Annotated in this window: 24 protein-coding genes; 11 read left to right on the plus strand and 13 right to left on the minus strand. The window is 64.9% G+C overall.

Going from position 1 to position 25,350, the window contains the following annotated elements:
• The first annotated feature begins 888 nt into the window (after positions 1-888).
• Positions 889-1,734 carry an ABC transporter ATP-binding protein gene (locus ACM26W_RS11450; RefSeq protein ID WP_416140873.1) on the plus strand — a complete coding sequence of 282 codons (846 nt, stop codon included), beginning with the start codon at positions 889-891 and terminating at the stop codon, positions 1,732-1,734.
• A gap of 282 nt (positions 1,735-2,016) precedes the next feature.
• Here the strand turns inward: ACM26W_RS11450 and ACM26W_RS11455 are convergent, their stop codons facing one another.
• The 7 genes from ACM26W_RS11455 to leuC all read right to left on the minus strand — a co-directional run bounded on the left by ACM26W_RS11455 (position 2,017) and on the right by leuC (position 8,642).
• The gene (locus ACM26W_RS11455; RefSeq protein ID WP_416137122.1) at positions 2,017-2,301 is read right to left on the minus strand and encodes a PqqD family peptide modification chaperone; all 285 of its coding nucleotides are present in this window, start codon (positions 2,299-2,301) and stop codon (positions 2,017-2,019) included.
• A 73-nt stretch (positions 2,302-2,374) separates the two neighbouring features.
• Positions 2,375-2,539: a hypothetical protein gene (locus ACM26W_RS11460; RefSeq protein ID WP_416137123.1), complete on the minus strand. Its 165-nt coding sequence runs from the start codon at positions 2,537-2,539 to the stop codon at positions 2,375-2,377.
• A gap of 163 nt (positions 2,540-2,702) precedes the next feature.
• Positions 2,703-4,628: an asparagine synthetase B family protein gene (locus ACM26W_RS11465; protein ID WP_416137124.1), complete on the minus strand. Its 1,926-nt coding sequence runs from the start codon at positions 4,626-4,628 to the stop codon at positions 2,703-2,705.
• Entirely contained in the window at positions 4,625-5,107 is a 483-nt protein-coding gene (locus ACM26W_RS11470) for a lasso peptide biosynthesis B2 protein (protein WP_416137125.1), read from the minus strand. The genes ACM26W_RS11465 and ACM26W_RS11470 overlap by 4 nt, the downstream gene beginning before the upstream one ends.
• Positions 5,108-5,169: 62 nt before the next feature.
• Positions 5,170-6,249: a 3-isopropylmalate dehydrogenase gene (leuB, locus tag ACM26W_RS11475; protein ID WP_416137126.1), complete on the minus strand. Its 1,080-nt coding sequence runs from the start codon at positions 6,247-6,249 to the stop codon at positions 5,170-5,172.
• A gap of 317 nt (positions 6,250-6,566) precedes the next feature.
• Positions 6,567-7,211 carry a 3-isopropylmalate dehydratase small subunit gene (leuD, locus tag ACM26W_RS11480; protein WP_416137127.1) on the minus strand — a complete coding sequence of 215 codons (645 nt, stop codon included), beginning with the start codon at positions 7,209-7,211 and terminating at the stop codon, positions 6,567-6,569.
• Between the two features lie 3 nt (positions 7,212-7,214).
• The gene (gene leuC, locus ACM26W_RS11485; protein ID WP_416137128.1) at positions 7,215-8,642 is read right to left on the minus strand and encodes a 3-isopropylmalate dehydratase large subunit; all 1,428 of its coding nucleotides are present in this window, start codon (positions 8,640-8,642) and stop codon (positions 7,215-7,217) included.
• A 347-nt stretch (positions 8,643-8,989) separates the two neighbouring features.
• Between leuC and ACM26W_RS11490 the strand changes: the two genes are divergently transcribed.
• From ACM26W_RS11490 to ACM26W_RS11505, 4 genes are all read left to right on the plus strand, one after another.
• Positions 8,990-9,895, plus strand: coding sequence for a LysR family transcriptional regulator (locus tag ACM26W_RS11490; protein WP_416137129.1), 906 nt, complete (start codon positions 8,990-8,992; stop codon positions 9,893-9,895).
• Positions 9,896-9,930: 35 nt separating this feature from the next.
• The gene (locus ACM26W_RS11495) at positions 9,931-11,253 is read left to right on the plus strand and encodes a hypothetical protein (protein WP_416137130.1); all 1,323 of its coding nucleotides are present in this window, start codon (positions 9,931-9,933) and stop codon (positions 11,251-11,253) included.
• 149 nt (positions 11,254-11,402) lie between these two features.
• On the plus strand, positions 11,403-12,323 hold the full coding sequence (locus ACM26W_RS11500; protein ID WP_416137131.1) for a hypothetical protein: 921 nt from the start codon (positions 11,403-11,405) through the stop codon (positions 12,321-12,323).
• Positions 12,324-12,390: 67 nt separating this feature from the next.
• A complete protein-coding gene (locus tag ACM26W_RS11505) occupies positions 12,391-12,996 on the plus strand; it encodes a sugar transferase (RefSeq protein ID WP_416137132.1) in 606 nt (201 codons plus the stop codon).
• A gap of 34 nt (positions 12,997-13,030) precedes the next feature.
• Here the strand turns inward: ACM26W_RS11505 and ACM26W_RS11510 are convergent, their stop codons facing one another.
• On the minus strand, positions 13,031-13,546 hold the full coding sequence (locus ACM26W_RS11510) for a zinc ribbon-containing protein (RefSeq protein WP_416137133.1): 516 nt from the start codon (positions 13,544-13,546) through the stop codon (positions 13,031-13,033).
• 210 nt (positions 13,547-13,756) lie between these two features.
• Here ACM26W_RS11510 and leuS point away from each other — a divergent pair, with 210 nt between their 5' ends.
• The 6 genes from leuS (at position 13,757) to ACM26W_RS11540 (ending at position 20,165) form a co-directional block, all read left to right on the plus strand.
• Positions 13,757-16,378 (plus strand): leucine--tRNA ligase, encoded by a 2,622-nt coding sequence (gene leuS, locus ACM26W_RS11515; RefSeq protein WP_416137134.1) that lies wholly within the window; start codon positions 13,757-13,759, stop codon positions 16,376-16,378.
• Positions 16,379-16,417: 39 nt separating this feature from the next.
• Positions 16,418-16,906, plus strand: a complete 489-nt coding sequence (gene lptE, locus ACM26W_RS11520) for an LPS assembly lipoprotein LptE (protein ID WP_416137135.1) — start codon at positions 16,418-16,420, stop codon at positions 16,904-16,906.
• 232 nt (positions 16,907-17,138) lie between these two features.
• A complete protein-coding gene (holA, locus tag ACM26W_RS11525) occupies positions 17,139-18,197 on the plus strand; it encodes a DNA polymerase III subunit delta (protein WP_416137136.1) in 1,059 nt (352 codons plus the stop codon).
• A gap of 156 nt (positions 18,198-18,353) precedes the next feature.
• On the plus strand, positions 18,354-18,749 hold the full coding sequence (locus ACM26W_RS11530) for a PA2779 family protein (RefSeq protein ID WP_416140874.1): 396 nt from the start codon (positions 18,354-18,356) through the stop codon (positions 18,747-18,749).
• A 10-nt stretch (positions 18,750-18,759) separates the two neighbouring features.
• Positions 18,760-19,734: a PA2778 family cysteine peptidase gene (locus tag ACM26W_RS11535; RefSeq protein ID WP_416137137.1), complete on the plus strand. Its 975-nt coding sequence runs from the start codon at positions 18,760-18,762 to the stop codon at positions 19,732-19,734.
• A gap of 2 nt (positions 19,735-19,736) precedes the next feature.
• Positions 19,737-20,165 (plus strand): DUF488 domain-containing protein, encoded by a 429-nt coding sequence (locus ACM26W_RS11540; RefSeq protein WP_416137138.1) that lies wholly within the window; start codon positions 19,737-19,739, stop codon positions 20,163-20,165.
• A 21-nt stretch (positions 20,166-20,186) separates the two neighbouring features.
• Here ACM26W_RS11540 and ACM26W_RS11545 read toward each other — a convergent pair whose 3' ends face one another.
• From ACM26W_RS11545 to ACM26W_RS11565, 5 genes are all read right to left on the minus strand, one after another.
• The gene (locus ACM26W_RS11545; protein ID WP_416137139.1) at positions 20,187-21,392 is read right to left on the minus strand and encodes an O-antigen ligase family protein; all 1,206 of its coding nucleotides are present in this window, start codon (positions 21,390-21,392) and stop codon (positions 20,187-20,189) included.
• Between the two features lie 15 nt (positions 21,393-21,407).
• Positions 21,408-22,499: an ATP-grasp domain-containing protein gene (locus tag ACM26W_RS11550; RefSeq protein WP_416137140.1), complete on the minus strand. Its 1,092-nt coding sequence runs from the start codon at positions 22,497-22,499 to the stop codon at positions 21,408-21,410.
• Complete coding sequence (locus tag ACM26W_RS11555) at positions 22,465-23,748, minus strand: alanine racemase (RefSeq protein ID WP_416137141.1); 1,284 nt, start codon at positions 23,746-23,748, stop codon at positions 22,465-22,467. The genes ACM26W_RS11550 and ACM26W_RS11555 overlap by 35 nt, the downstream gene beginning before the upstream one ends.
• Positions 23,732-24,520 (minus strand): phytanoyl-CoA dioxygenase family protein, encoded by a 789-nt coding sequence (locus tag ACM26W_RS11560; protein WP_416137142.1) that lies wholly within the window; start codon positions 24,518-24,520, stop codon positions 23,732-23,734. The genes ACM26W_RS11555 and ACM26W_RS11560 overlap by 17 nt, the downstream gene beginning before the upstream one ends.
• 77 nt (positions 24,521-24,597) lie before the next feature.
• A complete protein-coding gene (locus ACM26W_RS11565; protein WP_416137143.1) occupies positions 24,598-25,053 on the minus strand; it encodes a GNAT family N-acetyltransferase in 456 nt (151 codons plus the stop codon).
• Positions 25,054-25,350: the final 297 nt, after the last annotated feature.

Raw genomic sequence — 25,350 nt, forward strand, 5'->3', positions numbered from 1 at the left:
CTCACCACCTTCCTCATGGTACTCGAGGTCGGTTTCGGCCTGGCGGCGCTCTATCTGCTCAAGCAGCTGGTCGATATGGTCACGACCCTGCTGGGCGATGAAGCCACCGCGGCCCAGGGCATGGCACAGGTTCTGCAATACGTTGCCCTCACGGGGGGAGCCACTCTTGCGTTCATGGTGACCCGCGCCCTGTCGAACCTGGCCAAGGAGGCGCAAGCCCTGCTGGTGGCTGACTACATCGACGGCAAGGTCCATGAGTGCGCCATCAGTGCCGACCTGGCCTTCTATGAGAGCCCACGCTATTTCGACACGCTGGAGCGGGCGCGGGAGTCAGGCAACCAGCGCCCCGCCCAGGTGATTGGCAACCTGATGATGCTGTCCAGAAACAGCCTCATGCTGGCGGCGGTCGTAGTCTTGCTGGCCTCGATCGACTGGCTGCTGCTTCCCGTCCTGTTGGTGGCCATCCTGCCGGGGCTCCTGGTACGCCTGCACTTCACGCGCCATCTCTATGACTGGCAGCGCCGCCGGACGCAGATGGAACGCAGGGCCAGCTACCTCGATTGGCTGATGACTTCCAACCTGCACGCCAAGGAACTGCGCATCTATCAGCTGGGGGACCACCTGCGGGCGCAATACACCAAGCTGCGGGGGCAAATTCGCCGGGAGCGCCTGCAGATCACCCAGCGGCGCACCCGCCTCGAAGTCGCCGTAGGCGGTGCCGCGGCCGTCGCCTTTTTCGCCAGCCTGGCCTACCTGGCCTGGCAGACCGCGGAGGGACGCAGCAGTGTCGGTGACCTGGTGCTGTTCATGCTGATCTTCCAGCGCGCCCAGACCATGGGACAGGAACTGGTCCAGCAACTCTCCAAGCTCTATGAAGACCACCTCTACATGGGGCTGCTGTTCGAGTTCCTGGATATCCGCCCCGAGATCAGTGAGCCGAGCCACCCGGCGGCGGTGCCAGAGACCCTTCACGAAGGAATCCGCTTCGAAAAGGTGGGCTTCCAGTACCCCGGATCGACTGAGCCGACCCTGAGCGACATCGACTTGAGCATCCGTCCCGGCCAGGTCGTGGCACTGGTAGGCGTCAACGGGTCGGGCAAGACCACGCTGATCAAGCTGCTATGCCGACTCTACGACCCCGCCCAGGGCCGCATCACCCTCGATGGCGTTGATATCCGGCAGTACGGTCCGGAACAGTACCGGAAGCTGTTCAGCGTCATCTTCCAGGACTACTCCCAGTACGCGACCAGCGTGAAGGAGAATATTCACTTCGGAGACATCCACTCGTCCGGTGAGCAACCATCGCTCATGACGGCAGCCATCAACGCCGGCGCTGATGATTTCATCAGCCGGCTATCGCGCGGCTATGACACCCCCCTCACCCGGATGTTTGACGAGGGGCAGGAGATCAGCATCGGGCAGTGGCAGAAGCTCGCTCTGGCACGCGCCTTCCTGAGGAAGTCGGCGTTCATCATACTCGACGAGCCCACCAGCTCGCTGGACCCCGAGGCCGAATTCGAGATGTTCGAGAACTTTCGGGAGCGAATCAATCATCGCGGTGCCCTGATGATAAGCCACCGACTGTCGACGGTCAGGATGGCCGACTATATCTATGTGATGGATCGCGGCAGGATTTGTGAAAGCGGCACGCATGAGGAGCTGATCCGCAAGCGAGGCATCTACTACAAGCTATTCAGCAAGCAGGCATTCCATTACCGAGACGCCGAGGCATAGGACGACACAGGACAGAGATGCCGGGATGGACCGAAACATGGGAAACATGGACCGCAATAAAAAGCCGGGAGCCGGGCTCAACGCCCAGCTCCCGGCTCCAAGCCAAGGCCAACTCTCTACTCACAAACCTCTACTCATAAACCACTACTCACAAACCACTACTCACAAACCACTACTCACAAACCACTACTCACAAACCACTACTCACAAACCACAAGCTACACCACCAACTCTCTACACGCTTGACCACCTAGTCTCCATTCACCACCAACTTTCTACAGCCTACAGCTTCACCACCAGTTCTTCGGCTTCCAACTGGCCGATGAAATCGAGCACTTCATTTTCGCAGGCATCACGCTCTACCGAAAACTCTCGCATCAGCTGATCGCAGATCGCCGAAACAGTGATCTGGTCTTCCATCAGGTCCCAGATTCGCCTTCCGACGACCGGTACCCCATAGTACATTCCCCTGCTGACACTGAAGAGAACGAGATCATCCCCCACCCGGGAGGCAAGGGGCGACGGGGATCGCTGCACTTGGCTTTTCAAATCCAACAGAGCTTGCATATCATGGCACCTGATGATGGACTCACGGGGCGTGGTAAAGATGACATCCCTGTCAATGAGTCGAAATTCCGTATCAGGAACCACCACCACCCGGAACCTGGGATTGCCCCGACATCATTTCTGCCGGGATATTACGCCCCCCGGACAGGGTCTGATCGACGCTCATGCGTGAGAGCTCCGGTGTCACCCACTCGCTTTTTCCGGTGGTGTCTTGCGTCACTTCCGATGTCTGCTTCATATCGCCACTCCATCGTTGCCCTTAGCCTGCACCCGTCTGACCATCCCACCGGCCACACGACTACTTGAACAGCCGGACGCAACCTTTCAACAGAAAGCGCCAGGCTGTGTAAACTATCGTAAGTTCGCGGCAACCGGTCAACGCCTTTCGACTAACGCTTAAGTCATAGTAAGAAAGCATGTGAAACCTGGTCATCAGCAGATGACCTGTATCGCCACCACAGGTGCCAGGCCTGAACCGCCGAACACAGCGAAATGAAACCGGAGAGTTGCTCGTCACTCATGCCCTCATCGGGCGCCTGAACCAGGCGATCTTGAAACGCCGCCATGTCCAGCCACTCGCAAGGCAACTGAAACGCCTGCCGCTCGGCGGCCGATGCCAGGAGCCTCCAGCACTCCTCACGAATCGCCATGCGCTTTCTCTCGTTGGCGTTATCATTCTTGCCCAGGCCCGGCGGCAGGTGATGGCCGATGGCATCGCGATAAAGCCGCCGAGGCTGCCCCTGCTCCCAGAGAAGCTCCGGGGGGAGCCCCAGGGTAAAGTCCAGCAGGCGACGGTCAGTAAGGGGGTAGCGATAGACCAAGCCATGCTCGGCAGACCAGTGCGCCCAGGTCGACATGCGGCTGCCTAGGTGCCCATGGTGCATCAGCAGGCACTGCATGCGCCGGGGGTCGGGATACAGGCGCCAGGCCGGCCCGCGCCGGGTCGCGGCTTCCGGAAAGCGCGCGATCAACGCCTGGCCATACAGCGGCGACAGCGGACCTGAATCGGAATAGGGGGAATAGCGGTCGAAGAGGCCATCGGGGAGGCAGGGCACGACGCCCTGCTGCCAGAGGAAGCGTGCCATCTTGCGCGGCCGCTTGAGGCCTCCCGCCGCTTCCCGGGTGAGCGTCAGCAGCTTCCCCCACCGCCCGCGAGTCAGCAGGTAACCCGGGTAGCCACGGATACCGAAGGTGGCCGACTCGTCGCCTCCCCACCCCGACAGCATGACCCGCGTGCCGCGCTCCGCGGCCACACGCATCACGCCAAGCTCCTCGAAGACATCGACGGTGCCATCCACCGCCATGTCCCGCTCCAGATACGCCAGGAAGTCGGCCCCGGTGGTGGTGCCGTAGTGGCACGTCAGCGCCTCCTGCCGACAGATTCGCGCAATGACCTCACGCTCGTCGCGTCGCCCGGCGTCCGGCCGGGGGTACCGGGACGACACGGGCGGTGACCAGGTGTAACAGCCGTCGAGGCGGCGGCCCTGCTCCCGCATCAGCCGGCTGGCCAGCACCGTCACGCCACTCGAGTCGAGGCCACCGCTGAGGTGTGAGCCCACCCCGGCTGTCACGTCCAGGCGATCGCCCACCGCCTGCATCAGCAGCTCGCGAAAGTGCTCGACGTAGTCCTCGCGCCGCGCGTAACGCACCTGGGCGGCCTCCTCGGGAGACCAGTGAGTGTCAAGGGTCTGCCCCTGCCGGTCGACGCGCAGCACGCAGCCGGGGGCCAGCGGATAGACGTCACGAAAGAAGCTGATGTCATGGCAATCCCCGGGGGAGAGCAGGAAGGCGGCCACGCTTGACTCGTCGATCGCCAGGGAGAGGCCAGGCCAGGCCCTGAAGGCACGTAGGTCGGTGGCGAAGCAGAAGCGGTCGCCCTGCCTGAGACAGTAGAGCGGGCGGGCGCCGATATGGTCCCGAGCGCAGAGCAATGAGCGGTCGCGGGCATCCCACAGCGCAAAGGCAAAGTCACCGACCAGCCGCCTGACACAGTCGCCCCCCCAGCGGCGATAGGCCAGCAGGATCAGCCGGCTGTCCGGCATCGAGCCGCGCCAGCGCCGCTCGATGTCCAACTGGTCACACAGCGCCTCACGGTTGTCGAGGACCGCATCGGCGACCAGAACGAGCCCGTCTTCCTCAAGAGGCTGGCTCTCGAAGGCGGCGGCAGGGGTAATATCCAGCCGCTGATGGCCGAAGGCACAGCCTTCCAGCACCGTCGAGGACCGCCCGTGATTGCCATAGTGATCCAGCGCGGAGAGCGCTACCAGGAACGCCTGCGGGTCAACCGGCGCCCCGTCGAAGTGCACACTGCCAACAATCGCACTCACCGGGATTGGCCTCGCGCCATGGAACCCGCATGGACGAAACAGGAGATCGGTGAATACTCTTCCCCGGTCGTGCCGCCCAGCACGACGCCGGATCCGTGACGAATCCAGGCATGTGCCTTGAGCTTCAGGCTCTGATCGGGCGCCCGCTCGGCCAGGGTGCCCAGCACCAGGCTGCTGGCGATATGCCTGCGGCGCAGCATCCAGTGGGCCGCCATGGCGAGCATGAGGCAGGTCAGGCGTCCTCCCAGCCGGGCATTGATGGACTCGATGCAGCGACAGATGGGCGCGACGCGGGGATCTTCGCCCTCCTCCGCCATGGGCTCGGCGTCGGCCGGCCGCTGCTCACCCAGCCAGGAGGACCAGAGGCGGAAGGGCACCCCCCGGACCAACCCCCAGGAAAGCAGAAGCCAGAAAGCGGCCTCCAGATACAGCCGCTTTCTGGCCCAGGGTAACGTGATGAAACGCCAAAGGATCTTCATGCTGCGCCTGCCGTCTCCGAGGAATCCTCAGCCAACAGCATGACCCAAGCCGGCGCTGCTGGCTACAGTGCCTCGAAGGCCGCCAGCACGGCGTCACCCATCTCCACGGTGGAGACGGTGCGAGTGCCCTCGGAGGCGATATCCGCGGTTCTCAGGCCGTCATCCAGCACCTGGCCCACGGCGTCCTCGATGCGTTGGGCGAGCACCGGCTCGTCCAGGGAGTAGCGCAGCATCATGGCCACCGAGAGGATGGTGGCGAGCGGGTTGGCGATCCCCTGGCCGGCGATGTCCGGGGCGCTGCCGTGGCAGGGCTCGTACATGCCCTGCCCGCTCTCGTTGAGCGAGGCCGAGGGCAGCATGCCGATGGAGCCGGTGAGCATGGCGGCGGCATCGGAGAGGATGTCGCCGAACATGTTGCCGGTGACCATGACGTCGAACTGCTTGGGCGCGCGCACCAGCTGCATGGCGGCGTTGTCGACGTACATGTGGGAGAGCTCGACGTCCGGGTACTCCGGCGCCAGGCGCTCCATCACCTCGCGCCACAGGATGGTGACCTCGAGCACGTTGGCCTTGTCCACGGAGCAGAGCTTCTTGCCACGCTTGCTCGCCATCTCGAAGGCGACGCGGCCGATGCGCTCGATCTCGCTCTCGGAGTAGATGTAGGTGTTGAAACCGACGCGCTCGCCGTTGCGCTCCTCGATGCCACGGGGCTGGCCGAAGTAGATGCCGCCGGTGAGCTCGCGCACGATCATGATATCGAGACCGGCCACCAGCTCGGGCTTGAGGCTGGAGGCGTCGGCGAGCTGCGGGTAGGTGATGGCCGGGCGCAGGTTGCCGAACAGGCCCAGGTTCTTGCGCAGGCCGAGCAGGCCCTTCTCGGGACGCTTGGCGAGGTCCTCGAGCGTGTCCCACTTGGGGCCACCCACGGCACCCAGCAGGATGGCGCGGGCGGCCTTGGCCTTCTCCAGGGTCTCGGCGGGCAGCGGCTCGCAATGGGCGTCATAGGCGCTGCCGCCGACCAGGCCCTCTTCCACCTCGACGTCCAGGCCGCGGGCCTGGCAGGCGGCCAGGATACGGCTCGCCTGGGCGGTGATCTCGGGGCCGATGCCGTCACCCGGCAGTACCAGAATCTTCTGAGTCATCTTTCACCAATCCTTGTTGAAGTTCAGCTGGAAGCTGGAAGCTGGAAGCTGGAAGCTGGAAGCTGGAAGCTGGAAGCTGGAAGCTGGAAGCTGGAAGCTGGAAGCTGGAAGCTGGAAGCTGGAAGCTGGAAGCTGGAAGCTGGAAGCTGGAAGCTGGAAGGCAGCTTGTTGCCACTCAACCCAGTGTCAAGGGTTTTCTTCAAGCTTCCAGCTTAAGCCCGCGAAGCGGGCGTTCTTCCAGCTCCGGGCGCAGCCCGGGCCTTCCAGCCGCGAAGCGGCGCTCTTCCAGCTTCAAGCTCCCGGACGCAGTCCGGGGCTTACGCTTCGCGGAACAGCCAGGGGCGCGCAGCGCGGTGCTTGGCCTCGAAGGTGCGGATGGCGTCCTCGTCCTGCAGGGTGATGCCGATATCGTCGAGGCCCTCGAGCAGGCAGTGCTTGCGGAAGCCATCCACCTCGAACTCGAGGATCTCGCCGGAGGGGGTGACCACCCGCTGGTTCTCCAGGTCCACGTCCAGGGCGTAGCCCTCGCTGGCCTCGGCCTCCTTGAACAGGCGATCGACCACCTCCTCGGGCAGGGTCACCAGCAGCAGGCCGTTCTTGAAGGCGTTGTTGTAGAAGATGTCGGCGAAGCTCGGGGCGATCACCACCCGGAAGCCGAAGTCTTCCAGCGCCCAGGGGGCATGCTCGCGGGAGCTGCCGCAGCCGAAGTTGCGCCGCGCCAGCAGCACGCTGGCCCCCTGGTAGCGAGGCTGGTTGAGCACGAAGTCCGGATTCAGCGGCCGCTGGGAGCAGTCCTGCCCCGGGTAGCCTTCGTCCAGATAGCGCAGCTCGTCGAACAGATTGACGCCGAAGCCGGTGCGCTTGATCGACTTCAGAAACTGCTTGGGAATGATCAGGTCGGTGTCGACGTTGGCCCGGTCGAGGGGGGCGACGAGGCCTTCGGTGCGTTCGAACTTGTTCATGGCTCAGGCCTCCTCAAGGGTGCGGACATCGACAAAGTGGCCGGCGATGGCGGCGGCGGCGGCCATCGCCGGGCTCACCAGGTGGGTGCGACCGCCGTAGCCCTGGCGGCCCTCGAAGTTGCGGTTCGAGGTGGAAGCGCAGTGCTCGCCGGCGCCGAGCTTGTCGGCGTTCATGGCCAGGCACATGGAGCAGCCCGGCTCGCGCCACTCGAAGCCCGCCTCGGTGAAGATCCGGTCGAGGCCCTCGGCTTCGGCCTGGCGCTTCACCAGGCCGGAGCCCGGTACTACCATGGCCAGCTTGATGGAACCCGCCACCTTCTTGCCGCGGGCGACCTTGGCCGCCTCGCGCAGGTCCTCGATGCGTGAGTTGGTGCAGGAGCCGATAAAGACCTTGTCGAGCCGGATATCGGTGATCTTCTGCTTCGGGGCGAGGCCCATGTACTCGAGCGCCCGGGTATAGCCGCTGCGCAGGGTGTCGTCGTCCTGCTCGGCCGGGTCGGGTACCTCGCCGGAGATCCCGGTGACCATCTCGGGGCTGGTGCCCCAGCTGACCTGGGGCTCGATCTCGGCGGCATCCAGCACCACGACATTGTCGAAATCGGCGTCGGCGTCGGAGACCAGGCCGCGCCAGTCGGCCACGGCGGCTTGCCACTGCTCACCCGTCGGCGCGAAGGGGCGCTCGGCGAGGTACTCGATGGTGGTGTCGTCCACGGCGATCAGGCCGACCCGGGCACCGGCCTCGATGGCCATGTTGCACACCGTCATGCGGCCTTCCATGGAGAGGCTCTGGATGGCGCTGCCGGCAAATTCGATGGCGTAGCCGGTGCCGCCGGCGGTGCCGATCCGGCCGATGATCGCCAGCACCACGTCCTTGGCGGTGACGCCCATGCCGATCTCGCCCTCGACGCGCACCTGCATGTTCTTCATCTTCTGGGCCAGCAGGCACTGGGTGGCCAGCACGTGCTCCACCTCGGAGGTGCCGATCCCGTGGGCGAGTGCCCCGAAGGCGCCGTGGGTGGCGGTATGGGAGTCGCCACAGACCACGGTCATGCCGGGCAGGGTGGCGCCCTGCTCCGGCCCCACCACATGGACGATACCCTGGCGCGGGTCGTTGATCTTGAACTCTTCGATGCCGAACTCGACGCAGTTGTCATCGAGGGTCTGCACCTGGATCAGCGACACCGGGTCCTTGATGCCGGCGTTGCCCTCGGCACGCTCCTTCACCGTGGTCGGCACGTTATGGTCGGGCGTGGCCAGGTTGGCGTCGAGGCGCCACGGCTTGCGATTGGCCAGGCGCAGGCCCTCGAAGGCCTGGGGCGAGGTCACCTCGTGGAGCAGCTGGCGGTCGATATAGATCAGCGCGGTGCCGTCGTCGCGCTCCGTGACGAGGTGCTGCGACCACAGCTTGTCGTAGAGTGTCTGGCCTGCCATATCGTTTTCTCCCGGGCCTTCGGCCCTTGATAGCGCATTCGTTATACGTGCAGTGTCCGGCGACTCGTCCATAAAATCAATTCATGTTATTTATGGATTGCATTCCCAAAAGGAATGGAATGTCAGCTGATCCGCATTGCTCGTTGAGATGGCTGGAATTTGGCAGGAGCTGGTTTTTTGTGGGAGCTGGGCTCCGCCCGGCGAACGGAGACCGAAGGGCTCCTGAGCGGTATGAGCTAACACAAGCAACTCCGCTAGGGCGCCTGCGGCGCCACTCGCTCGGCGGAGCCGATCTCCCACCAGTCTTTTCAAGCGTAAGCTTATCTAACGCCAGTCACGGAGGCGCCATGGATACCCAGAGCCTGCAGGCCTTCCTGGCCGTGGCCGAGAGCGGCAGCTTCTCACGCGCCGCGGAGCAGCTGCATCTGACCCAGCCGGCGGTGAGCAAGCGCATCGCTGTCCTTGAGACCCAGATCGACGCGCGTCTGTTCGATCGTATCGGTCGAGGCATCAGCCTGACCGAGGCGGGCCGCGTGCTGCTGCCCCGGGCGCGGCAGATCCTCGTGATGATGGACGATAGCCGCCGGGCGCTGGGCAACCTCGAAGGCAGCGTGGCCGGCAGCCTGACGCTGGCCACCAGCCACCATATCGGCCTGCACCGCCTGCCACCACTGCTCAAGGCCTATACTCGGGCCCATCCCGAAGTGCGCCTGGACCTGCACTTCCTGGATTCCGAGGAGGCCTACCAGGGGGTGCTCGACGGCACTCTCGAGATCGCCGTGGTGACCCTGGCGCCCCACCCCGACCCGCAGCTCGAGGTGGTCCCGGTGTGGGTCGATCGCCTCGGCTTCGTCTGCGCCCCGGATCACCCGCTGGCCGCCCGGGGGCGGCTGGTCCTGCATGAGCTGTGCGAACATGACGCCGTGCTGCCCGGCCCGCTCACCTTCACCCGGGGCCTGATCGAGGCGCGCTTCGCCGCCGCCGGCCTGCGCCTGCCGGTGGCGCTGTCCACCAACTACCTGGAGACCCTGAAGATGATGACCTCGATCGGGCTGGGCTGGAGCCTGCTGCCGGAGCGCCTGGTCGCCGGCGACCTCCACGAGCTGACCATCGACCACCCGCCGATCCATCGCCCGCTGGGCTATCTGGTGCACCGCAGCCGCACCCTCTCCAACGCCGCCCGGGCCATGCTCGAGCTGCTCGAGGAGGCTCGTGAGCCGGCCGCCAGGACGGCCACCAGCGTCAACCTCTAGACTGCCACCTCGCTCGATCAAGGAACCGCCCCGCCGTGTCTCCCGCCCCACCCGTTTCGCTCCGTCATGCCTGCGCCGGCGGCCTGATCCTCATCGGGCTCGCCCTGCAGGTGCTGCGCCTGACCGGCCTGCCGATTGCCCTGCCGGCGGTGAGCTACGCCTTCTGGCTGGCCGTGGTACTGCTGTGGCCAGACCTCAAGCGTGGCAATCGTCGCCAGGCCGGCACGCTGGCGGGGCTGGGCCTTGCCCTGGCGCTGGTCGCGGCCCTGGGCTACGGCGCCGAGATCGCCTGGCACCGGCTGCTGGACGGCAACAGCTATGTGGTGGCCATGCTGGTGGGGGTGAGCTTCATCGGCCTGATCGGCACCCATCGGGGCCACGCTGCCCCGCCCGGCAGCGCCATCACCGGCCGGCGCGGCACCGCCGGGACCTGGCTGGGCGTGCACCTGCTTGGCGCCATCCTCAACCTCTCCACGGTGTTCATGGTGGGGGATCGCCTCCGGCGCCACGGCGAGCTGAGCCTGCCGCAACTGCTCTCCCTCAACCGCGGGCTCTCCAGTGCGGCGCTCTGGTCGCCCTTCTTCGCCTCCATGGGCGTGGTGATGACCCTGGCACCGGAGATGCGCTTCGCGACGATCCTGGCCCTCGGCCTGCCGCTGGCGATGCTGGCCGGCACCCTCTCGCTGCTGGACCTGTCGCGGCGCTTCGACCTCGCCCAGGTGGCCGGCTATTCGCTATCGCCGAAGAGCCTGCTGATGCCGGTGGGCATGGCCTTTCTGGTGCTGCTCTTCCACTACGGCCTGACCCCGGGGCTCTCCATCGTCAGCATCATCACCTTCCTGCTGCCGGCAGTAGCGCTGGTGAGCAACTTGCCCCGGGGGCCGCACTGGACCCTGCGACGGGTGCGCAGCCATACGCTGGAGCGCTTGCCGGCCATGCGCGGCGAGATCTCGCTGTTCCTCTGCGCGGGCCTGCTGACCCAAGGGCTCTCGGCCTTGATCGGCGCCGTCTCCGGCAGCCAGTGGACACTCTTTGCCCACTTCGGCACGCCCCAGGCGATCACCAGCTTCCTGGCCATCGTCGCCAGCGCCGTGGTCGGGCTGCATCCGATCATCGGCGTCTCGGTGCTGGCCTCGATGCTGGAGCTGTCGGGCAGCCGCCAGACCCTGTTCGCCTTCGTGGCGCTGGCCTCCTGGGCCGTAGGCACCAGCGTCGGCCCGCTCTCCGGCATCAACCTGTCCCTGCAGGGCCGCTACGGGGTCAGCGGCGCGCAGATGATGCGCCACAACCTGGGCTATGCGGGGGTGATGACGGCGCTGGTGGTCGTGGCCATCGTAATCCTCGACGCCTGGCTATGAAGTTCGGATGCATGAGGCGCGGCTCGATGGCCCTGGAACCGTCGGAATCGCCCCGCCCGGCATCGGAAACTGCCATCCCCGCGAGATGAAGAATTTAAGGAGGAGGCCAGCCAGACAATATGTAACCCTGTGTGTCGCAGGGCTACCGAATGTTCCTCTTGACTCCATCCAGCATCTACAAGGCCATGGCTATGATCGGTTACCAGCGTATTTGCCAAGGCGACTTCATGTGGCGCAAGCATCAAAGCACCCTGATTCCCCTCTCCATGCCGCACCGAGAAGCCGGGCTAACACGGTCAGGGGCGCTGGCGCTGCTGGCACTGCACCGCGCGCCCCTGATTCGCTGGGAATCGGATTTTGACTGCGATACCCCGACGGAGTGGTGGCACATCATCAAGTCGGAGGAGGAACGCCTCGAGTCCTTGAGCAGCAAAACTCGCAGCAAGGTTCGTCGCGGTATGAGGCAGTTCCGCATCGAACGATCGACCCGCGATACCCTGCTGGCGGAAGGGTACGCCGTCTACACGAAGGCCTACGAACGCTACGACACCTTCGAACCCATCATGTCCCAGGCAGACTTTGTCGCTGCCATCCGACAGTTGCCCCCCGAAACAGAGTTCTGGGAAGTGCGTGACAGGGAAAAGGGAGAACTGGTGGCCTTTGGAGAAAACCTGGTCGTAGACGACGCTTGTTTCTCTCTCTCCCTGTGGTTTACACCGGCGTCACTCAAGCAATATGCCTCCTATGCACTGATCCACCTGATGAACTGCCACTACCTCAATGAGCGCAAGGTCAAATATGTCTCGAATGGCGCCCGAAGCATCAGCCATGATACTGGCATGCATGACTTCCTGATGGAGCGATTCAATTTCCGCAAGGCCTACGCCAGGCTTCATGTGGTGTACTTCCCTCTCCTCTCACCCCTGGTTCATGGGCTCTATCCCTTCAGGCAACCGATCCAACAGGCCAAGGGATCGCTGTTCAGGAAGTTGGCTGTACTACTGGAACAGGAAAGGATACGGCGATCCTTTCCTGACGAGCACCACCCAAGGCTGGATCCATCGTCATGAAGGGCGACACTCTCCAGCAACGACAGCATGCCTGGCCACTTGGGCGCCATCTCGAGGGAAAAGGCAGATGAGCCTGTCCAATCCTCGTGCGCGTTTTACCAAGCGGGCATTCGATCTCCTGGCCTCGGCCACCGGCCTGAGCCTGGTGTGGTGGCTTATCCTGCTCGCCTGGATCGCGGCCACCATCGACACGCGACGCAACGGCCTCTTCACCCAGCAACGCATCGGCATAGGCGGCAAAGCCTTCACGCTGATCAAGATCAGAACCATGCGAGATATGCCGGACATTGCCACGACCGTGACGCGTACGGATGATCCACGGATCACCCGGTTAGGCCAACTGCTGCGCAAGACGAAGGTCGACGAGCTTCCGCAGCTCTGGAACGTGCTGATTGGCGACATGAGCCTGGTCGGCCCTCGCCCGGACGTGCCGGGATTCGCCGATACTCTCGAGGGGGAGCAGCGACTGCTGCTGCTCGTCAGGCCCGGGATCACGGGTCCTGCCACCCTGAAGTACCGCAAGGAGGAAGACCTCCTGGCCAGTCAGCAGGACCCCATTGCCTATAACCACAAGGTCATCTGGCCCGACAAGGTTCGAATCAACGTCGCCTATGTGCAGCGATGGACATTCCGGCAAGACCTCAAATACCTCTGGCTGACCCTGGCCGGCTGATCGGATGACCCTCGGCGCCAGAGGCGCGGGGCTGTTACTTCGACACCCGCTTGAAGTAGCGGTGACCGCACTGGTGGCAGGGTTCGATACGGGTCAGCTCGGGCAGGTCCACCTCGGCCTCGCAGTGCACGCAGGCCATGCGGCCGGGAACCGCCATTTCACCCTCACAGTAGTCCGCCTGGGCGGCCTCCAGGTCCTCCTCGAAGCGCTCACGCTCGACCACGCTGCGGTCGGCGATGGAGAGCAGCGACTCGCTGACCTTGCGCGACAGCGCGGAAAGGTCGATGCCGAGCCAGGCCGCCACCCCCTCGCCGCCGGCGCTCAGGTAGCGGCGCATGTCCTTGAGGTCGCGCTCCACCCAGGCGCGCAGCAGCGACAGCTCGTCCTTGGTGAACTCCTCGAACTCGGCCTCGAACTCCACGGCGTCATCGAGTTCCTGCTGCAGATTCTCCCAGGTCAGCTCCTGGGCCCCCTCGCGCAGGCGCTCGAGCATGCGCTCGTAGCCTTCGCGCAGTCGGTGGTCCCGTTGGGGTTGCGGCGATTCGCTCATGATCTGCTCCTTTTCCTGCGGTGGGCAGGCCCGGCCGGGCATAGCCGGGCCGTGCCGTGCTGGGGTATCCTTGCCTACCATTTAGACGACTTCCCGCCGGCAGTTCAACGTCTTGTCGCCATCCTGGCCCCAGGACATGACGCCGGACAAGCCACGACCGCGCGCCGCTACCGGCCGACGCGCCGACTTGCAAGGTATCCACAGACAGCGATGGACGCACAGTACAAGCCCCAAGAGATCGAACGCGACGCCCAGCAGTTCTGGGACAAGAACCAGTGCTTCAAGGCGGTGGAGGACGCCAGCCGCGAGAAGTTCTACTGCCTGTCGATGTTCCCTTATCCCAGCGGCAAGCTGCACATGGGGCATGTGCGCAACTACACCATCGGCGATGTGGTCTCTCGCTACCAGCGCATGCAGGGCAAGAACGTGCTGCAGCCCATGGGCTGGGACGCCTTCGGCATGCCGGCCGAGAACGCCGCCATCCAGAACCGGGTGCCGCCGGCCAAGTGGACCCATGACAACATCGACTACATGCGAGTGCAGCTCAAGGCACTGGGCTTCGCCTACGACTGGAGCCGCGAGTTCGCCACCTGCGATGTGAGCTACTACCGCTGGGAGCAGTGGTTCTTCGCCAAGCTGGTGGAGAAGGGGCTGGTCTACAAGAAGATGTCCACGGTGAACTGGGACCCGGTGGATCAGACCGTGCTGGCCAACGAGCAGGTGATCGACGGCCGCGGCTGGCGCTCCGGCGCCCTGGTGGAGCGCAAGGAGATCCCGCTGTGGTTCCTGCGCATCACCGACTACGCCGAGGAGCTCCTCGCCGACCTGGACACCATCGAGTGGCCGGAGCAGGTCAAGACCATGCAGCGCAACTGGATCGGCAAGTCCCGTGGCGTGGAGCTTTCGTTCGATATCAAGGGCGCCGACGGGGCCGCCTGTGACCCGCTCTCGGTCTACACCACCCGCCCCGACACCCTGATGGGCGTCACCTATATGGCGGTGGCCGCCGGCCACCCGCTGGCCAAGGCGGCCGCCGCGGACAATGCGACGCTGGCCGCCTTCTGCGATGAGTGCGCCCGGGGCGGCACCTCCGAGGCCGAGCTCGCCACCCGCGAGAAGAAGGGCATGCCCACCGGCCATGTGGCGGTGCACCCCCTCACCGGCCGCGAGGTGCCGGTCTATGTGGCCAACTTCGTACTGATGGAGTTCGGTACCGGCGCGGTGATGGCGGTGCCCGGCCACGACCAGCGCGACTGGGAGTTCGCGACCCGATACGACCTGCCCATCGAGCCGGTGATCGCGGACGCGTCCGGCCAGGCGCCGGACCTCTCCGCAGGCGCCCATGACGACTATGGCACCCTGATCCACTCCGGCGAGTTCGACGGCCTCGACTTCGACGCCGCCTTCGAGGCCATCGCCGCCCGGCTCAAGGAGCTCGGCCGCGGCGAGGTCAAGACCCACTATCGCCTGCGCGACTGGGGCGTGGCCCGCCAGCGCTACTGGGGCGCGCCTATCCCGGTCAAGTACGGCCCCGAGGGCCAGACGGTGGCACTTTCCGACGAGGAGCTGCCGGTGGCCCTGCCCATGGAGGTCACCGTCGACGCCTCCGGCTCACCGCTCAAGAAGATGCCTGAGTTCAGCGACCTGGGCGACGGCTGGGTGCGCGAGACCGACACCTTCGACACCTTCATGGAGTCCTCCTGGTACTTCGCGCGCTTCTGCTGCGCCGACAACCAGGAGGCGATGCTCGACGAGCGCGCCGACTACTGGCTGCCGGTGGATCTCTACATCGGTGGCATCGAGCACGCCATCCTGCACCTGCTCTACGCACGTTTCTTCACCAAGCTGATGCGTGACCTGGGCCTGGTCAACGTCGACGAGCCCTTCCAGCGCCTGCTCACCCAGGGCATGGTGATCGCCGAGACCTACTACCGGGAAACCGCGAACGGCGCCAAGCAGTGGTTCAACCCTGCCGACGTCGAGGTCAAGCGCGACGACAAGGGTCGCCCGCTCAGTGCCGTGCTGATCGAGGACGGCGCACCGGTGGTGATGGGCGGCATCGAGAAGATGTCCAAGTCGAAGAACAACGGCGTCGACCCCCAGTCGATGATCGACCGCTTCGGCGCCGATACCGTGCGCCTGTTCATGATGTTCGCCGCCCCGCCGGAGCAGTCCCTGGAGTGGTCCGACTCCGGCGTCGAGGGGGCCAGCCGTTTCCTCAAGCGCCTGTGGCGCCTGGTCACTGACCACCTCGAGGCCGAGCGCCTGGCGGGCGGCGAGCCCGGCAGCCTCGACGTCGGCGCCCTGACAGAGACCTTGAATGAGCCCCAGCGCGAACTGCGCCGCAAGACCCACGAGACCATCGCCAAGGCCAGCGACGACATCGGCCGACGCACCACCTTCAACACCGCCATCGCCGCGGTGATGGAGCTGACCAACGCCATCGGCCGCTTCCAGCAGGGCGACGACGCTACCGCGGCCCAGGACCTGGCCGTGGCCCGCGAGGCGGTGGAAGCCTGCGTGCTGCTGCTCGCCCCCATCGTGCCCCATGCCTGTCACGCCCTGTGGGCCCAGCTTGGCCACGCCGAGCCGGTCATCGATGCCACCTGGCCGACGGTGGACGACTCGGCGCTGGCCCGGGACACCATCGAACTGGTGGTGCAGGTCAACGGCAAGCTGCGCGCCCGCATCGAGGTAGCCGCCGACGCCGACAAGGTGGCCGTCGAGGCCGAGGCCTTCGCCGCCGAGAACGTGCAGCGCCACACCGAGGGCAAGGCCGTGCGCAAGGTGATCGTGGTACCCGGCAAGCTGGTCAATATCGTGGTGGGTTGAACCCCTAGATTCATAGAATAACCCCAAAGGGAGTGACCCATGCAGCGACGCACCTTTCTCACCCTGGGCCTGGCCGGCACCGCCGGCCTCGCGCTGGCCGGCTGCGGCTTCCGCCTACGCGGCTTCGACGAGCCCGGCGCGGTGATCGATGAACTGGCGCTGGCCGGCCCCGACAGCGAGCTCTCGCGGCTCGCCCGGGAGCGGCTCGAGGCCGCCGGCACCCGTGTGCATGACGGCGCCGAGCGGGTGCTCAACCTGGGCCAGCCCGACACCCGGCGGCGCAATCTCAGCGTGCTCGACTCAGGCCCCCGGGAAGAGGAGATGACGCTTATCGCCCCCTTCTCGGTGCAGCGTCGCGGCGACGGCGCCTACCTGCTCGACCAACAGCAGCTCGAGGTCTCCACCCGCTATACGGTGAGCGACGCCAACCTGCTGATCCAGGACGACCTGCGCGAGGAGGCTCGCCAGCAGCTGCGCGAGGCCGCCGTGCGCCAGCTGCTCGATCGCCTGCGCAGCCTGTCGCTCTAGCGCAGGTCGCCTGGCACCTTGTGGGAGCTGGGCTCCGCCCGGCGAATGGCGGCGGAGCCGCCCAGCGGTGTTGCGGGCCAGTGCTGTGGCCTCAGCCTATTCGCCCCGCAGAGCGTGGCTCCCACCAATAGCAAAAGCCTCGGTGGTAGCTGGATAACCACCAGAATGAACATACCTCCATGGCCAGCAAGCAAGACCACCAGAATGAACCGACCTCGGTAAAGGCGCCAACGTGAAAGTCTTCCCCGACAAGCTGGCCGCTGCGCTGGCCAAAAAGCTGCCCCCGGTGGTGATCGTCTCCGGCGAGGAGCCGATGCAGCATATCGAAGCCTGCGACGCCGTGCGTGCCGCGGCCCGCGCCAAGGGCATCGAGGAGCGCGACATCCTCCACGTGGAGGGCAATTTCGCCTGGGGGCGCCTGCATGAGGCCTCGGCCAGCCTGTCGCTGTTCGCCAGCGCCAAGCTGATCGAGCTGCGTCTGGCCGGCAACAACCTGGGCCAGGAGGGCGGCAAGGCACTGAAGGCCTACGCCGACCAGCTCAGGGGCAGCGACAATGTGCTGCTGCTGGCCATGGGCAAGCTCGACTTCCGCCAGCAGAAGAGCGCCTGGTTCCAGGCCCTCGACAAGGTCGGGCTCTTCGTGCCGGTGTGGCCGGTGGGCGCCTCGCGGCTTGGCTTCTGGCTGCGTGACCGCGCCCAGCGTCACGGCCTGACCCTCGACCTGGACGCCGCCCGCCTGCTCGGCGAGCGCACCGAGGGCAATCTGCTGGCCGCCGACCAGGAGCTGCAGAAGCTCGCCCTGATACTACCGCCCAACGCCCGCGTCTCCCCCAGGGAGGTGGCGGGCGGCGTAGAAGACAGCGCCCGCTTCGACGTCTTCACGCTGGTCGATGCCTGCCTCAAGGGCGAGCGGGCGCGGGTGTCGCGGATCATGGCCGGCCTGCGCGGCGAGGGGGTGGAGGCGCCGATCGTGCTCTGGGCCCTGACCCGAGAGCTGCGCACCCTGCTATCGCTGCACCAGCATCTGGACCAGGGCCAGAGCTTCGAGCACGCCTGCAAGGCCCAGAAACCCGCGATCTTCGAGAAGCGCCGCCCCGCCTATCAGCAGGCCATCGGTCGCCTGCCGGTCAAGCGGCTGCACAAGCTGCTGCTGTTCGCTCAGCGCCTCGACCTGGCCATCAAGGGCGCCTCCCCCCTGCCGGTGCAGGACGGCCTCCACGACCTGGCCCTGACGCTCGCCGGCGGCCGCGGCCTGCTCGCCGAACTGCCTTCCTCCTATCGCATCGCTTGAAACTCTCACCGTTGATCGCCAAGGGCATGAAATCGCAGCCCATTTCGTCCTATACTGGTCGGGTATCATCGTGACGCCACATTTGTTCGCCAGGACGCGACGCGTGGATCATCAAGGAGCCGGAAGCCCAATCCAAGAAGAAGGAACATCGACATGATGAAGAAGATCTGCCGTTACCTCAGCCCGCTGCTGATCGCCGCCCTGGTGCTGGGCAGCCTCCCGGTCGCCGCAGCCCCGGCACCCGCCGGCAGCGACCTGATCACTACCCAGGCCGCCCTGAATGCGGAACATGGCCAGGCAGACCGGGAGCGGATCCACGAGATCCTCGCCCGCGATGACGTCCGCGACCAGCTGGTTGCCCAGGGCGTCGACCTGGCCGAGGTGGAGGCCCGCGTGGCGGCGCTCTCGGACGCCGAGGCCGCTCAGATGGCCGAGCAGCTCGAGCAGCTTCCGGCCGGTGCCAGCGCGGTCGGTGTCCTGTTCGCCGTCTTCGTGATCCTGCTGGTCACCGATATCCTCGGCCTGACCAACGTCTTCCCCTTTACCCGCTGAGGGGGCCGCCATGATCGACTGCCTCGCACGGCAGCAGGCGGCAGCAACGAAACGGAACGCCCGCCCCGCGGGCGTTCTCGCGTTGGTGCTGCTGATGCTCACGCTGGCCGGCTGTGCCGGCACCCCGCGCCTGGCCGACAGCACCGAGCAGGCCCTGACCCGTCAGCTGCTGCTCGACGACGTGCCGTTCCACGCCCAGCGCGACTATCAGTGCGGCCCGGCATCACTGGCCATGGTACTCAACGACGCCGGGGTCGACGTCGAGGTAGACACCCTGATCCCCCAGGTCTTCCTGCCCGGCCGCGACGGCAGCGTGCAGCCGGAGATGCTGGCCACCGTGCGCCGCCACGGCCGGATTCCCTTCGTGATCGACGGCCGTCTGGAGGCCCTGCTCCTCGAGCTGGACGCCGGCCATCCGGTGGTGGTGATGCAGAACCTCTCGCTGCCCGCCTGGCCCATGTGGCACTACGCGGTGGCCATCGGCTTCGACCTCGAGCGCAACGAGCTGATCCTGCACAGCGGCGAGGAGCCGCGGCGGGTCGAGTCGTTCCGGCGCTTCGATGCCACCTGGGCACGCAGCGAGCGCTGGGCCTTCGTGGCACTGCCCCCGGGGGAACTGCCGGCGGGGGTGAGGCCCCACCGCGCCATGGAGGCGATCAGCGCCTTCGAGAGACTCCAGGGAGCCGAGACCGCCCTGCCGGCCTGGGAGGCCCTGGCCGAGCGCTTCACGGATAACGGCCTGGTGTTTTTCGGCCTGGGCAACGCCCGGCATGCCACGGGTGACGCCTCTGCTGCCATCGCGGCCTTCGAACGAGCCGTGGATGCCCAGCCCGGGCTGGCCGTCGCCTGGCTCAATCTGGGATTGGCCAGGCGCGATCAAGGCGACGCAGCAGGCGCCACGAGAGCGCTGGAACAGGCCGCCGCCCTGCCCGGCCACTGGCAACCCCATGCCCGCCAAGCCCTGGAGACACGGGAGGAGAGATAGTCATGGCCTACGACATCGTGCTCAAGCGTATCTACCAGCCCATCGAGGCCGATGACGGTTCCCGCGTGCTGGTGGATCGGCTGTGGCCCAGGGGCAAGCCACGCGAGGCGCTGGCGCTCACCGACTGGTACCGTGACGCCTCGCCCAGCCCCACCCTGCGCCGGCAGTACCATCAGCAGGAGATCAGCCACTTCGTGTTCGCCGTCCGCTATCGCGGCGAACTGCGCGACCACCCCGACAATCTGGTGCCGCTGATGCGCCATGCCCGGCGCAGGCGCCTCACCCTGCTCACCGCCTCGCGCAATCTCGAGGACTCCCACCTGCCGGTCCTGCGCGAAGCGCTGCTCAAGGCGCTGCGCGACGAGGATGCGGCCGACCTCGAGCCCGCATCGCCGCCCTGTGATGCCCATCGCCTGCCCGGCCGGGACTGACCCCCGGGAACTGGCATGACGTCATCGGTTCGCGGCGCGATAGAGCGCCCAGAGAACGCAGAGCCAAGCGCTGTAGAGCGCAATACCCACCGGGTAAACCATGAAGCTGTAGCTCAGGCCGAAGCCGAATAGACCGACCCCCAGCAACACCCCACAGGTGGCCAGGGCGCGCCCATCCGGGCTCCTGTCGCCAAGTCCTCTCCAGAACAGCACCACTGGCATGGCATAGAGCATGAGCAGGGCCAGCAGCCCTGCCACCCCCCGTCTGGCCCAGGCATCCAGCAGATCATTGTGGGCATGCCAGTAGTCGGCCACGGCCGGATCGATGCGTCCTTCGGCGCCCAATCGCTCGAGTCCGCGCCGGTAGCCACTGGTGCCCCATCCCTGCACAGGTCGCTCAGCGATCAGCAGCAGCGCTCCGCGCCAGATCTCGACACGTGCGCCGGTGGCCACGTTGCGCTCCCCCCCGAGATAACGGGAAGTGTGCTCCAGTCCCATGTCGATTCGTGCCTTGACACCGGTCTGGGGAATCAATATCGCCAGGCTCACCAACGCAAGCAGGCACACCAGCAGCCTGGCAATCAGGCGGCGCGAGAGCCGTCTGCCATAGGCCAGCCACAGCAGAGCCAGGAACAAGGGAATAATGATCCAGCCTCCCCGTGTCCCCGACAACACCGACGCAAGCAGCCCGCCCGCCGCCCCCAGCGAAAGCGCCACCATCCATCCCAGCCGCCGCGGCTGATGCCAGGCCCACCCCAGGCCTGCCAGACAAAAGAACGCCATCAGCAAGCTGAAATTTCCGAACAGAATAGGGTGCAATGGATCTGGCCCGGAAGCACGCATATGACCCAGCGCCACCCGCTGCACCAGGCTGGACACACCGCAATAGATTCCCCCGGTCAACAGGCCCAGCCATAGCCAGCCGGGAGAGGGGGGGAACATCAACAGCACCAGCAGGCAGGGCGCCAGGAGCATTGCCGGCCAGACCAGACGAAACGCCTTGGCGATTTCTCCATGCCAATCGGCCATCACCAGCCAGAAAACGACAAAGAGTGCCAGAAACACCGCCGGCAGCATCGGAAAGGCATAGTCCCAGACCCGCTTGGCCCACCATGAACAGAGGGGAAGCAACAACACCAGCATGACAATAGGGAACAAATAGCCCCAGGGAACCGAGAGGGAGAAGACACTCACTCCCCAGGTCGCCAGGCCGGTCCAGATATTCATCCCGAGGGCTCCCGCTCAATCATTCAGACCAACCACGCCCGCCACGAACATGGCCAAGGGCCTGTCGGTCCTGATGCGGTGCAACGCCCCTTCTCTGCTTACCCCGCCCTCCCGCACCAGCCGGTCACATTTGCTGTGGATGATGCCGGCCCGGATCGTCGCCCAGTTGCCAGCGGGTTCCTCGCCACGCACCCAGGCAATCAATGCCGAAGGAAGATCCGCTCCCGCCTCTGCACTGAAGGGATAGCCTCCGCCAAATCTCGGGTTAATCTCCAGCAGGTAGACCTGCTTGCCATCGAAGAAGACGTCGCAATCCAGGTTCCCTCGGTGCCTCAGCGACTCGCCAATCCGCCTTCCCGCCTCGATCAGTTCCGGCCTGATCTCGGTAACAGCCCTCTCCGTCTCACCGGCCCGCATCGCAAGTTTTCGCTTGACGAACGTCGCGCGATAATTGCCATCCAGATCATTGACCACATCCAGCCCATACTCACGCCCCGGCAGCAGGCTCTGTATCAACAGCCCCTCGCTGGGAAACTTGCCCAGGCGCACTCCCAGTCGCGGCAGACGATGCAGCCCCAGCCGCCAGGCCAGCTCCAGCGCTTCGAGTTCGTCTACCCGCTCGACGCCCAACGAAGCCGTTCCCCAGCGGGGTTTGACGATCACCGGCAATTTGAGCTCACCATGCTTCAGCGCCGCCACCGCACTCTCGAGCGTCAGGAAAGTCCGGGGAGGATGCAGGCCGAGCGACTCGGCGAAGCGAGCCGTGGCCAGCTTGTCTGCCGCCAGTTCGATCACCTCCGGAGACGACACCAGGACTTCAGTACCGACCCGAAGAAAGCGTTCGCGTGCCTCGGCGAGAATCGGCAGCTCATGGTCATTGAGGGGCACCAGGAGCTTGATCTCCTGCGCAACGCACAGTTCCAGCAGCTGCTCCACGTAGTCAGAAGCGAGCACCGGCGGCAAGATGAAGCCCTCATCCGCCTCCCCGAGGGCCGGGGCATCAGCGCTGCAATCCCCCGCCAGCAATCTGCCATGGCCCCCCAGCGCCTGCCTGAAGTAGGCGAGCAGATAGTTACGCCTTCCCGCACAGGTCAAGAGAATGTTCATGGTGATGTCCCTCGGGTGAATCCGCGAATGTCCGGCAGTAACTCGCCAGGACCTGCTCAGAGCTGTCGGCCCACTTCAATACCCTGCCCTGGCGGTCGACCACCGCCGGGGCAGGCACAATGAAAGGCGGGGTATAATTCAACGAATAGGCGCCGCGATTTTCCACGACAATGAAGTCTCCCTCTTCCAGGTCGGCCTGCAGCGCCTCATCGATCACGTCATGCTCCATGCAGGTATGTCCCACCAGCCGAAACTGGCGAAGACGGGTCCGGTTCTCCGGGCGAGCCACGACGGCATGCATGACAGGCTGAACGGTTGATCGCGTGGGATTGACGCTGTTGATACTGGTATCCAGCAGCGCCTGCCACCCCTCTCGACGCTGCCGAACCTCGATGACCCTTGCCACCAGGCGCATACTGTTGCCGACCATCGACACGCCAGGCTCCACCACCAGACGCGTCACGGCGGAGGGGCGATAGCGCAGGAAAGCCTCGCCGATGGCATCGGCATAAGCGTTCAGCGTCGGCACGGGAAATGGGAACTGCGCCGTCAGGAAGGTTGGCATCTCGCCCAGCAGCCCCCCTCCAATATTGATCGTCTCGATCGGATGATGGGGAAGCAGGCTACGCGAAAGCTCACATAGCTGACGCACCCGGTTGACCGGATCCTCGATGCCGAGAGATCGACAGGTGGCATGACAGTGCAGCGACACCAGCTCAACACCGCTGATGGCAGCAAGCTGTGCCAGGGCTCGTTCCAGTTCAGCGCCCACCTCGAAACCGAAGCGGCTGGAAAGCCGGGATGACGGAAAGCCGATTCTCAACCCCACCCGAAGACGGCTGAATTCGCCGGCAAGCTGCCTGAGGCTGTCGATCTCCACGAAGGAGTCCAGATTGACCTGGCTGCCCGCCTCGAAGGCGCTGCGCAGGTCAGAGGTGCGCTTCACGGGCCCATTGAAGATAATGGACTCACCCGGCAAGGCCTGCCTGGCCACCTCGTATTCGAAGCGCGAGACCACCTCCGCCCAGCCCTGCATGGTGGCCAGGGAGTGGACAATCGCCGGCATGTAGTTGGCCTTCAAGGCATACGCCACCTCGGTGCCGGGCCAATGCCGCCTCAGACGATCCCTCAGGCTGAGATAGTTGCCGCGGAAGGTCGCTTCATCGAACACATAGAAGGCCCCTCCCACCTCACGGGAAATGCTCTCGAGGAAAGCGTGCTCGAGCACCATCTCAGCCCTGATCCGCATGATAAAGGCGCTCGTCAACGGGCCGGTACCACTCATCCAGGCTGACCGGCACCCGCGAATTGTAGCCGAGCACCTGGCGCGTCAACGGCGATAGCCTTCGCCCATAGTCCTCGCCCAGCATCCGCGCATAGTCCATGGCCGGCTTCACGAAGGCGCGACCATAGCCCACTGTCAGCGCCACCCGGGGACAGTTGCCAGGAATATCCGCCCCCTTGTGCCACAGCGTGGAGTGGAAGAGCACCACGGAGCCGGCTGACCCGACGATCCGCTCATGCATGCGCTCGAACTCCTCATCGCTGGGCGGCTCCGGCCGGTTATGCGACCCCGACAGCACCAGGGTGCCATTCTGCGGCGTGAAATCGTCGCACATGACGAGCATGTTCAACTTCAGGGGATATCCCGGAAGCAGCGTGCGCACATCCCGGTGAAGCTTGTGCACATAGGTGGTCACGCCGGGAAACCCACCGATCGGCGTCAGGGAGTTGCAGATATAAGGCTCGTCATTGAAATAACGCGAAATAAAGGGGTGAAAGAGATGCATGTCGATGTAGCGGTCTATGCTATCACCTGACCCCAGGCAGTGATGGCCCGTGCCATCACCCTCGCGGCTCACCCCGTTACGCACCTGATAAGCCCGGCAGATATCGATCCATTTCAGACAATCCCCGCGCAGTTCTCGGGTAAACGCGGTATCCAGCGCCCCCTCGAAGACCACCCAGCCCTTGTCGTTCATCACTTTCTCGAACTCGTCGAGCGACGCCTGCATGTTCATTGCAACCACTCCCCTGCTGTACCGCCTCTTCCCGGGCGTTATCGTTATCGCACGGCTCATTGTGTCCGTGCCTATTTTCACACCGCTACGAATCGCGTCATCTCCAGCGTCATCTCCAGGTCCGTCTGATGCCGCCCTGCGATGCGAAACCCCTGCCCCAGATAGAAGCGAATCGCCGGGGCATTATCATCACGAACTCGCAGCGTGAGGTAACGAAACCCCCGTTGGAGGGCAGAGGCAGCCACCACTTCGAGCAATCCGCGGGCCATGCCATTGCGTCGCACATCGGGTGCCACCAGGAACAGCGTGATGAAGGCCACACCCAGGGCGGGTTCATAGGTATAAAAGGCACAGAAGCCACGGCAGTGGCGTTCCACCTCCAGCACCGCCACATCCGCCCGGGTCATCAACTTGTCGAGATATGCATCCAGGTCGACATCGCGAAGAAGCGCTCCCGCCTGGCTGGCTTGTTCGTCCCGGGTCAGCCGGCCGATGTTGGCGGCATAGCTCGCCACTTCCCGGGGAGCCAGCATCCTGGCCCTCCAGCTTCTCCTGCTGGGGCTGGACTTCAAGCCCATGCCCGTGCCCATCCCGACAACAGGACTCGAATTCAAAATCGAAGTCACTGGGCGGCCCTCCTGTATGTACGATGACAACAACCAACTTAACTAATTGTTACATTTATCATGAAAGACCGCTTCAGGATTCTTCTCATCGTGAAAGACTAAATTGACTATGACTTACGCCAACAAAAGCATCAGAGGTTTAATAAAAAGAAAATGATAAAAATAATGCTCATCGAGCCGGGAGAAAAAGCAAACGCCCAAGTG

The organism is Halomonas sp. HK25 (assembly GCF_047795635.1).
GTDB lineage: Bacteria > Pseudomonadota > Gammaproteobacteria > Pseudomonadales > Halomonadaceae > Halomonas.

Bases quoted from the DNA above. Each gene is read 5' to 3' on its own strand.
- ACM26W_RS11500 (WP_416137131.1), top strand. From the start codon at position 11,403: ATGTTCCTCTTGACTCCATCCAGCATCTACAAGGCCATGGCTATGATC.
- ACM26W_RS11565 (WP_416137143.1), bottom strand. From the start codon at position 25,053: ATGCTGGCTCCCCGGGAAGTGGCGAGCTATGCCGCCAACATCGGCCGG.
- ACM26W_RS11460 (WP_416137123.1), bottom strand. From the start codon at position 2,539: ATGAAGCAGACATCGGAAGTGACGCAAGACACCACCGGAAAAAGCGAG.
- ACM26W_RS11545 (WP_416137139.1), bottom strand. From the start codon at position 21,392: ATGAATATCTGGACCGGCCTGGCGACCTGGGGAGTGAGTGTCTTCTCC.
- leuD (WP_416137127.1), bottom strand. From the start codon at position 7,211: ATGAACAAGTTCGAACGCACCGAAGGCCTCGTCGCCCCCCTCGACCGG.
- ACM26W_RS11450 (WP_416140873.1), top strand. From the start codon at position 889: ATGGGGCTGCTGTTCGAGTTCCTGGATATCCGCCCCGAGATCAGTGAG.
- ACM26W_RS11540 (WP_416137138.1), top strand. From the start codon at position 19,737: ATGGCCTACGACATCGTGCTCAAGCGTATCTACCAGCCCATCGAGGCC.
- leuB (WP_416137126.1), bottom strand. From the start codon at position 6,249: ATGACTCAGAAGATTCTGGTACTGCCGGGTGACGGCATCGGCCCCGAG.
- ACM26W_RS11550 (WP_416137140.1), bottom strand. From the start codon at position 22,499: ATGAACATTCTCTTGACCTGTGCGGGAAGGCGTAACTATCTGCTCGCC.
- ACM26W_RS11535 (WP_416137137.1), top strand. From the start codon at position 18,760: ATGATCGACTGCCTCGCACGGCAGCAGGCGGCAGCAACGAAACGGAAC.
- ACM26W_RS11470 (WP_416137125.1), bottom strand. From the start codon at position 5,107: ATGAAGATCCTTTGGCGTTTCATCACGTTACCCTGGGCCAGAAAGCGG.
- lptE (WP_416137135.1), top strand. From the start codon at position 16,418: ATGCAGCGACGCACCTTTCTCACCCTGGGCCTGGCCGGCACCGCCGGC.
- ACM26W_RS11510 (WP_416137133.1), bottom strand. From the start codon at position 13,546: ATGAGCGAATCGCCGCAACCCCAACGGGACCACCGACTGCGCGAAGGC.
- ACM26W_RS11530 (WP_416140874.1), top strand. From the start codon at position 18,354: ATGAAGAAGATCTGCCGTTACCTCAGCCCGCTGCTGATCGCCGCCCTG.
- leuC (WP_416137128.1), bottom strand. From the start codon at position 8,642: ATGGCAGGCCAGACACTCTACGACAAGCTGTGGTCGCAGCACCTCGTC.
- ACM26W_RS11505 (WP_416137132.1), top strand. From the start codon at position 12,391: ATGAGCCTGTCCAATCCTCGTGCGCGTTTTACCAAGCGGGCATTCGAT.
- ACM26W_RS11560 (WP_416137142.1), bottom strand. From the start codon at position 24,520: ATGAACATGCAGGCGTCGCTCGACGAGTTCGAGAAAGTGATGAACGAC.
- ACM26W_RS11555 (WP_416137141.1), bottom strand. From the start codon at position 23,748: ATGCGGATCAGGGCTGAGATGGTGCTCGAGCACGCTTTCCTCGAGAGC.
- ACM26W_RS11455 (WP_416137122.1), bottom strand. From the start codon at position 2,301: ATGCAAGCTCTGTTGGATTTGAAAAGCCAAGTGCAGCGATCCCCGTCG.
- ACM26W_RS11490 (WP_416137129.1), top strand. From the start codon at position 8,990: ATGGATACCCAGAGCCTGCAGGCCTTCCTGGCCGTGGCCGAGAGCGGC.
- leuS (WP_416137134.1), top strand. From the start codon at position 13,757: ATGGACGCACAGTACAAGCCCCAAGAGATCGAACGCGACGCCCAGCAG.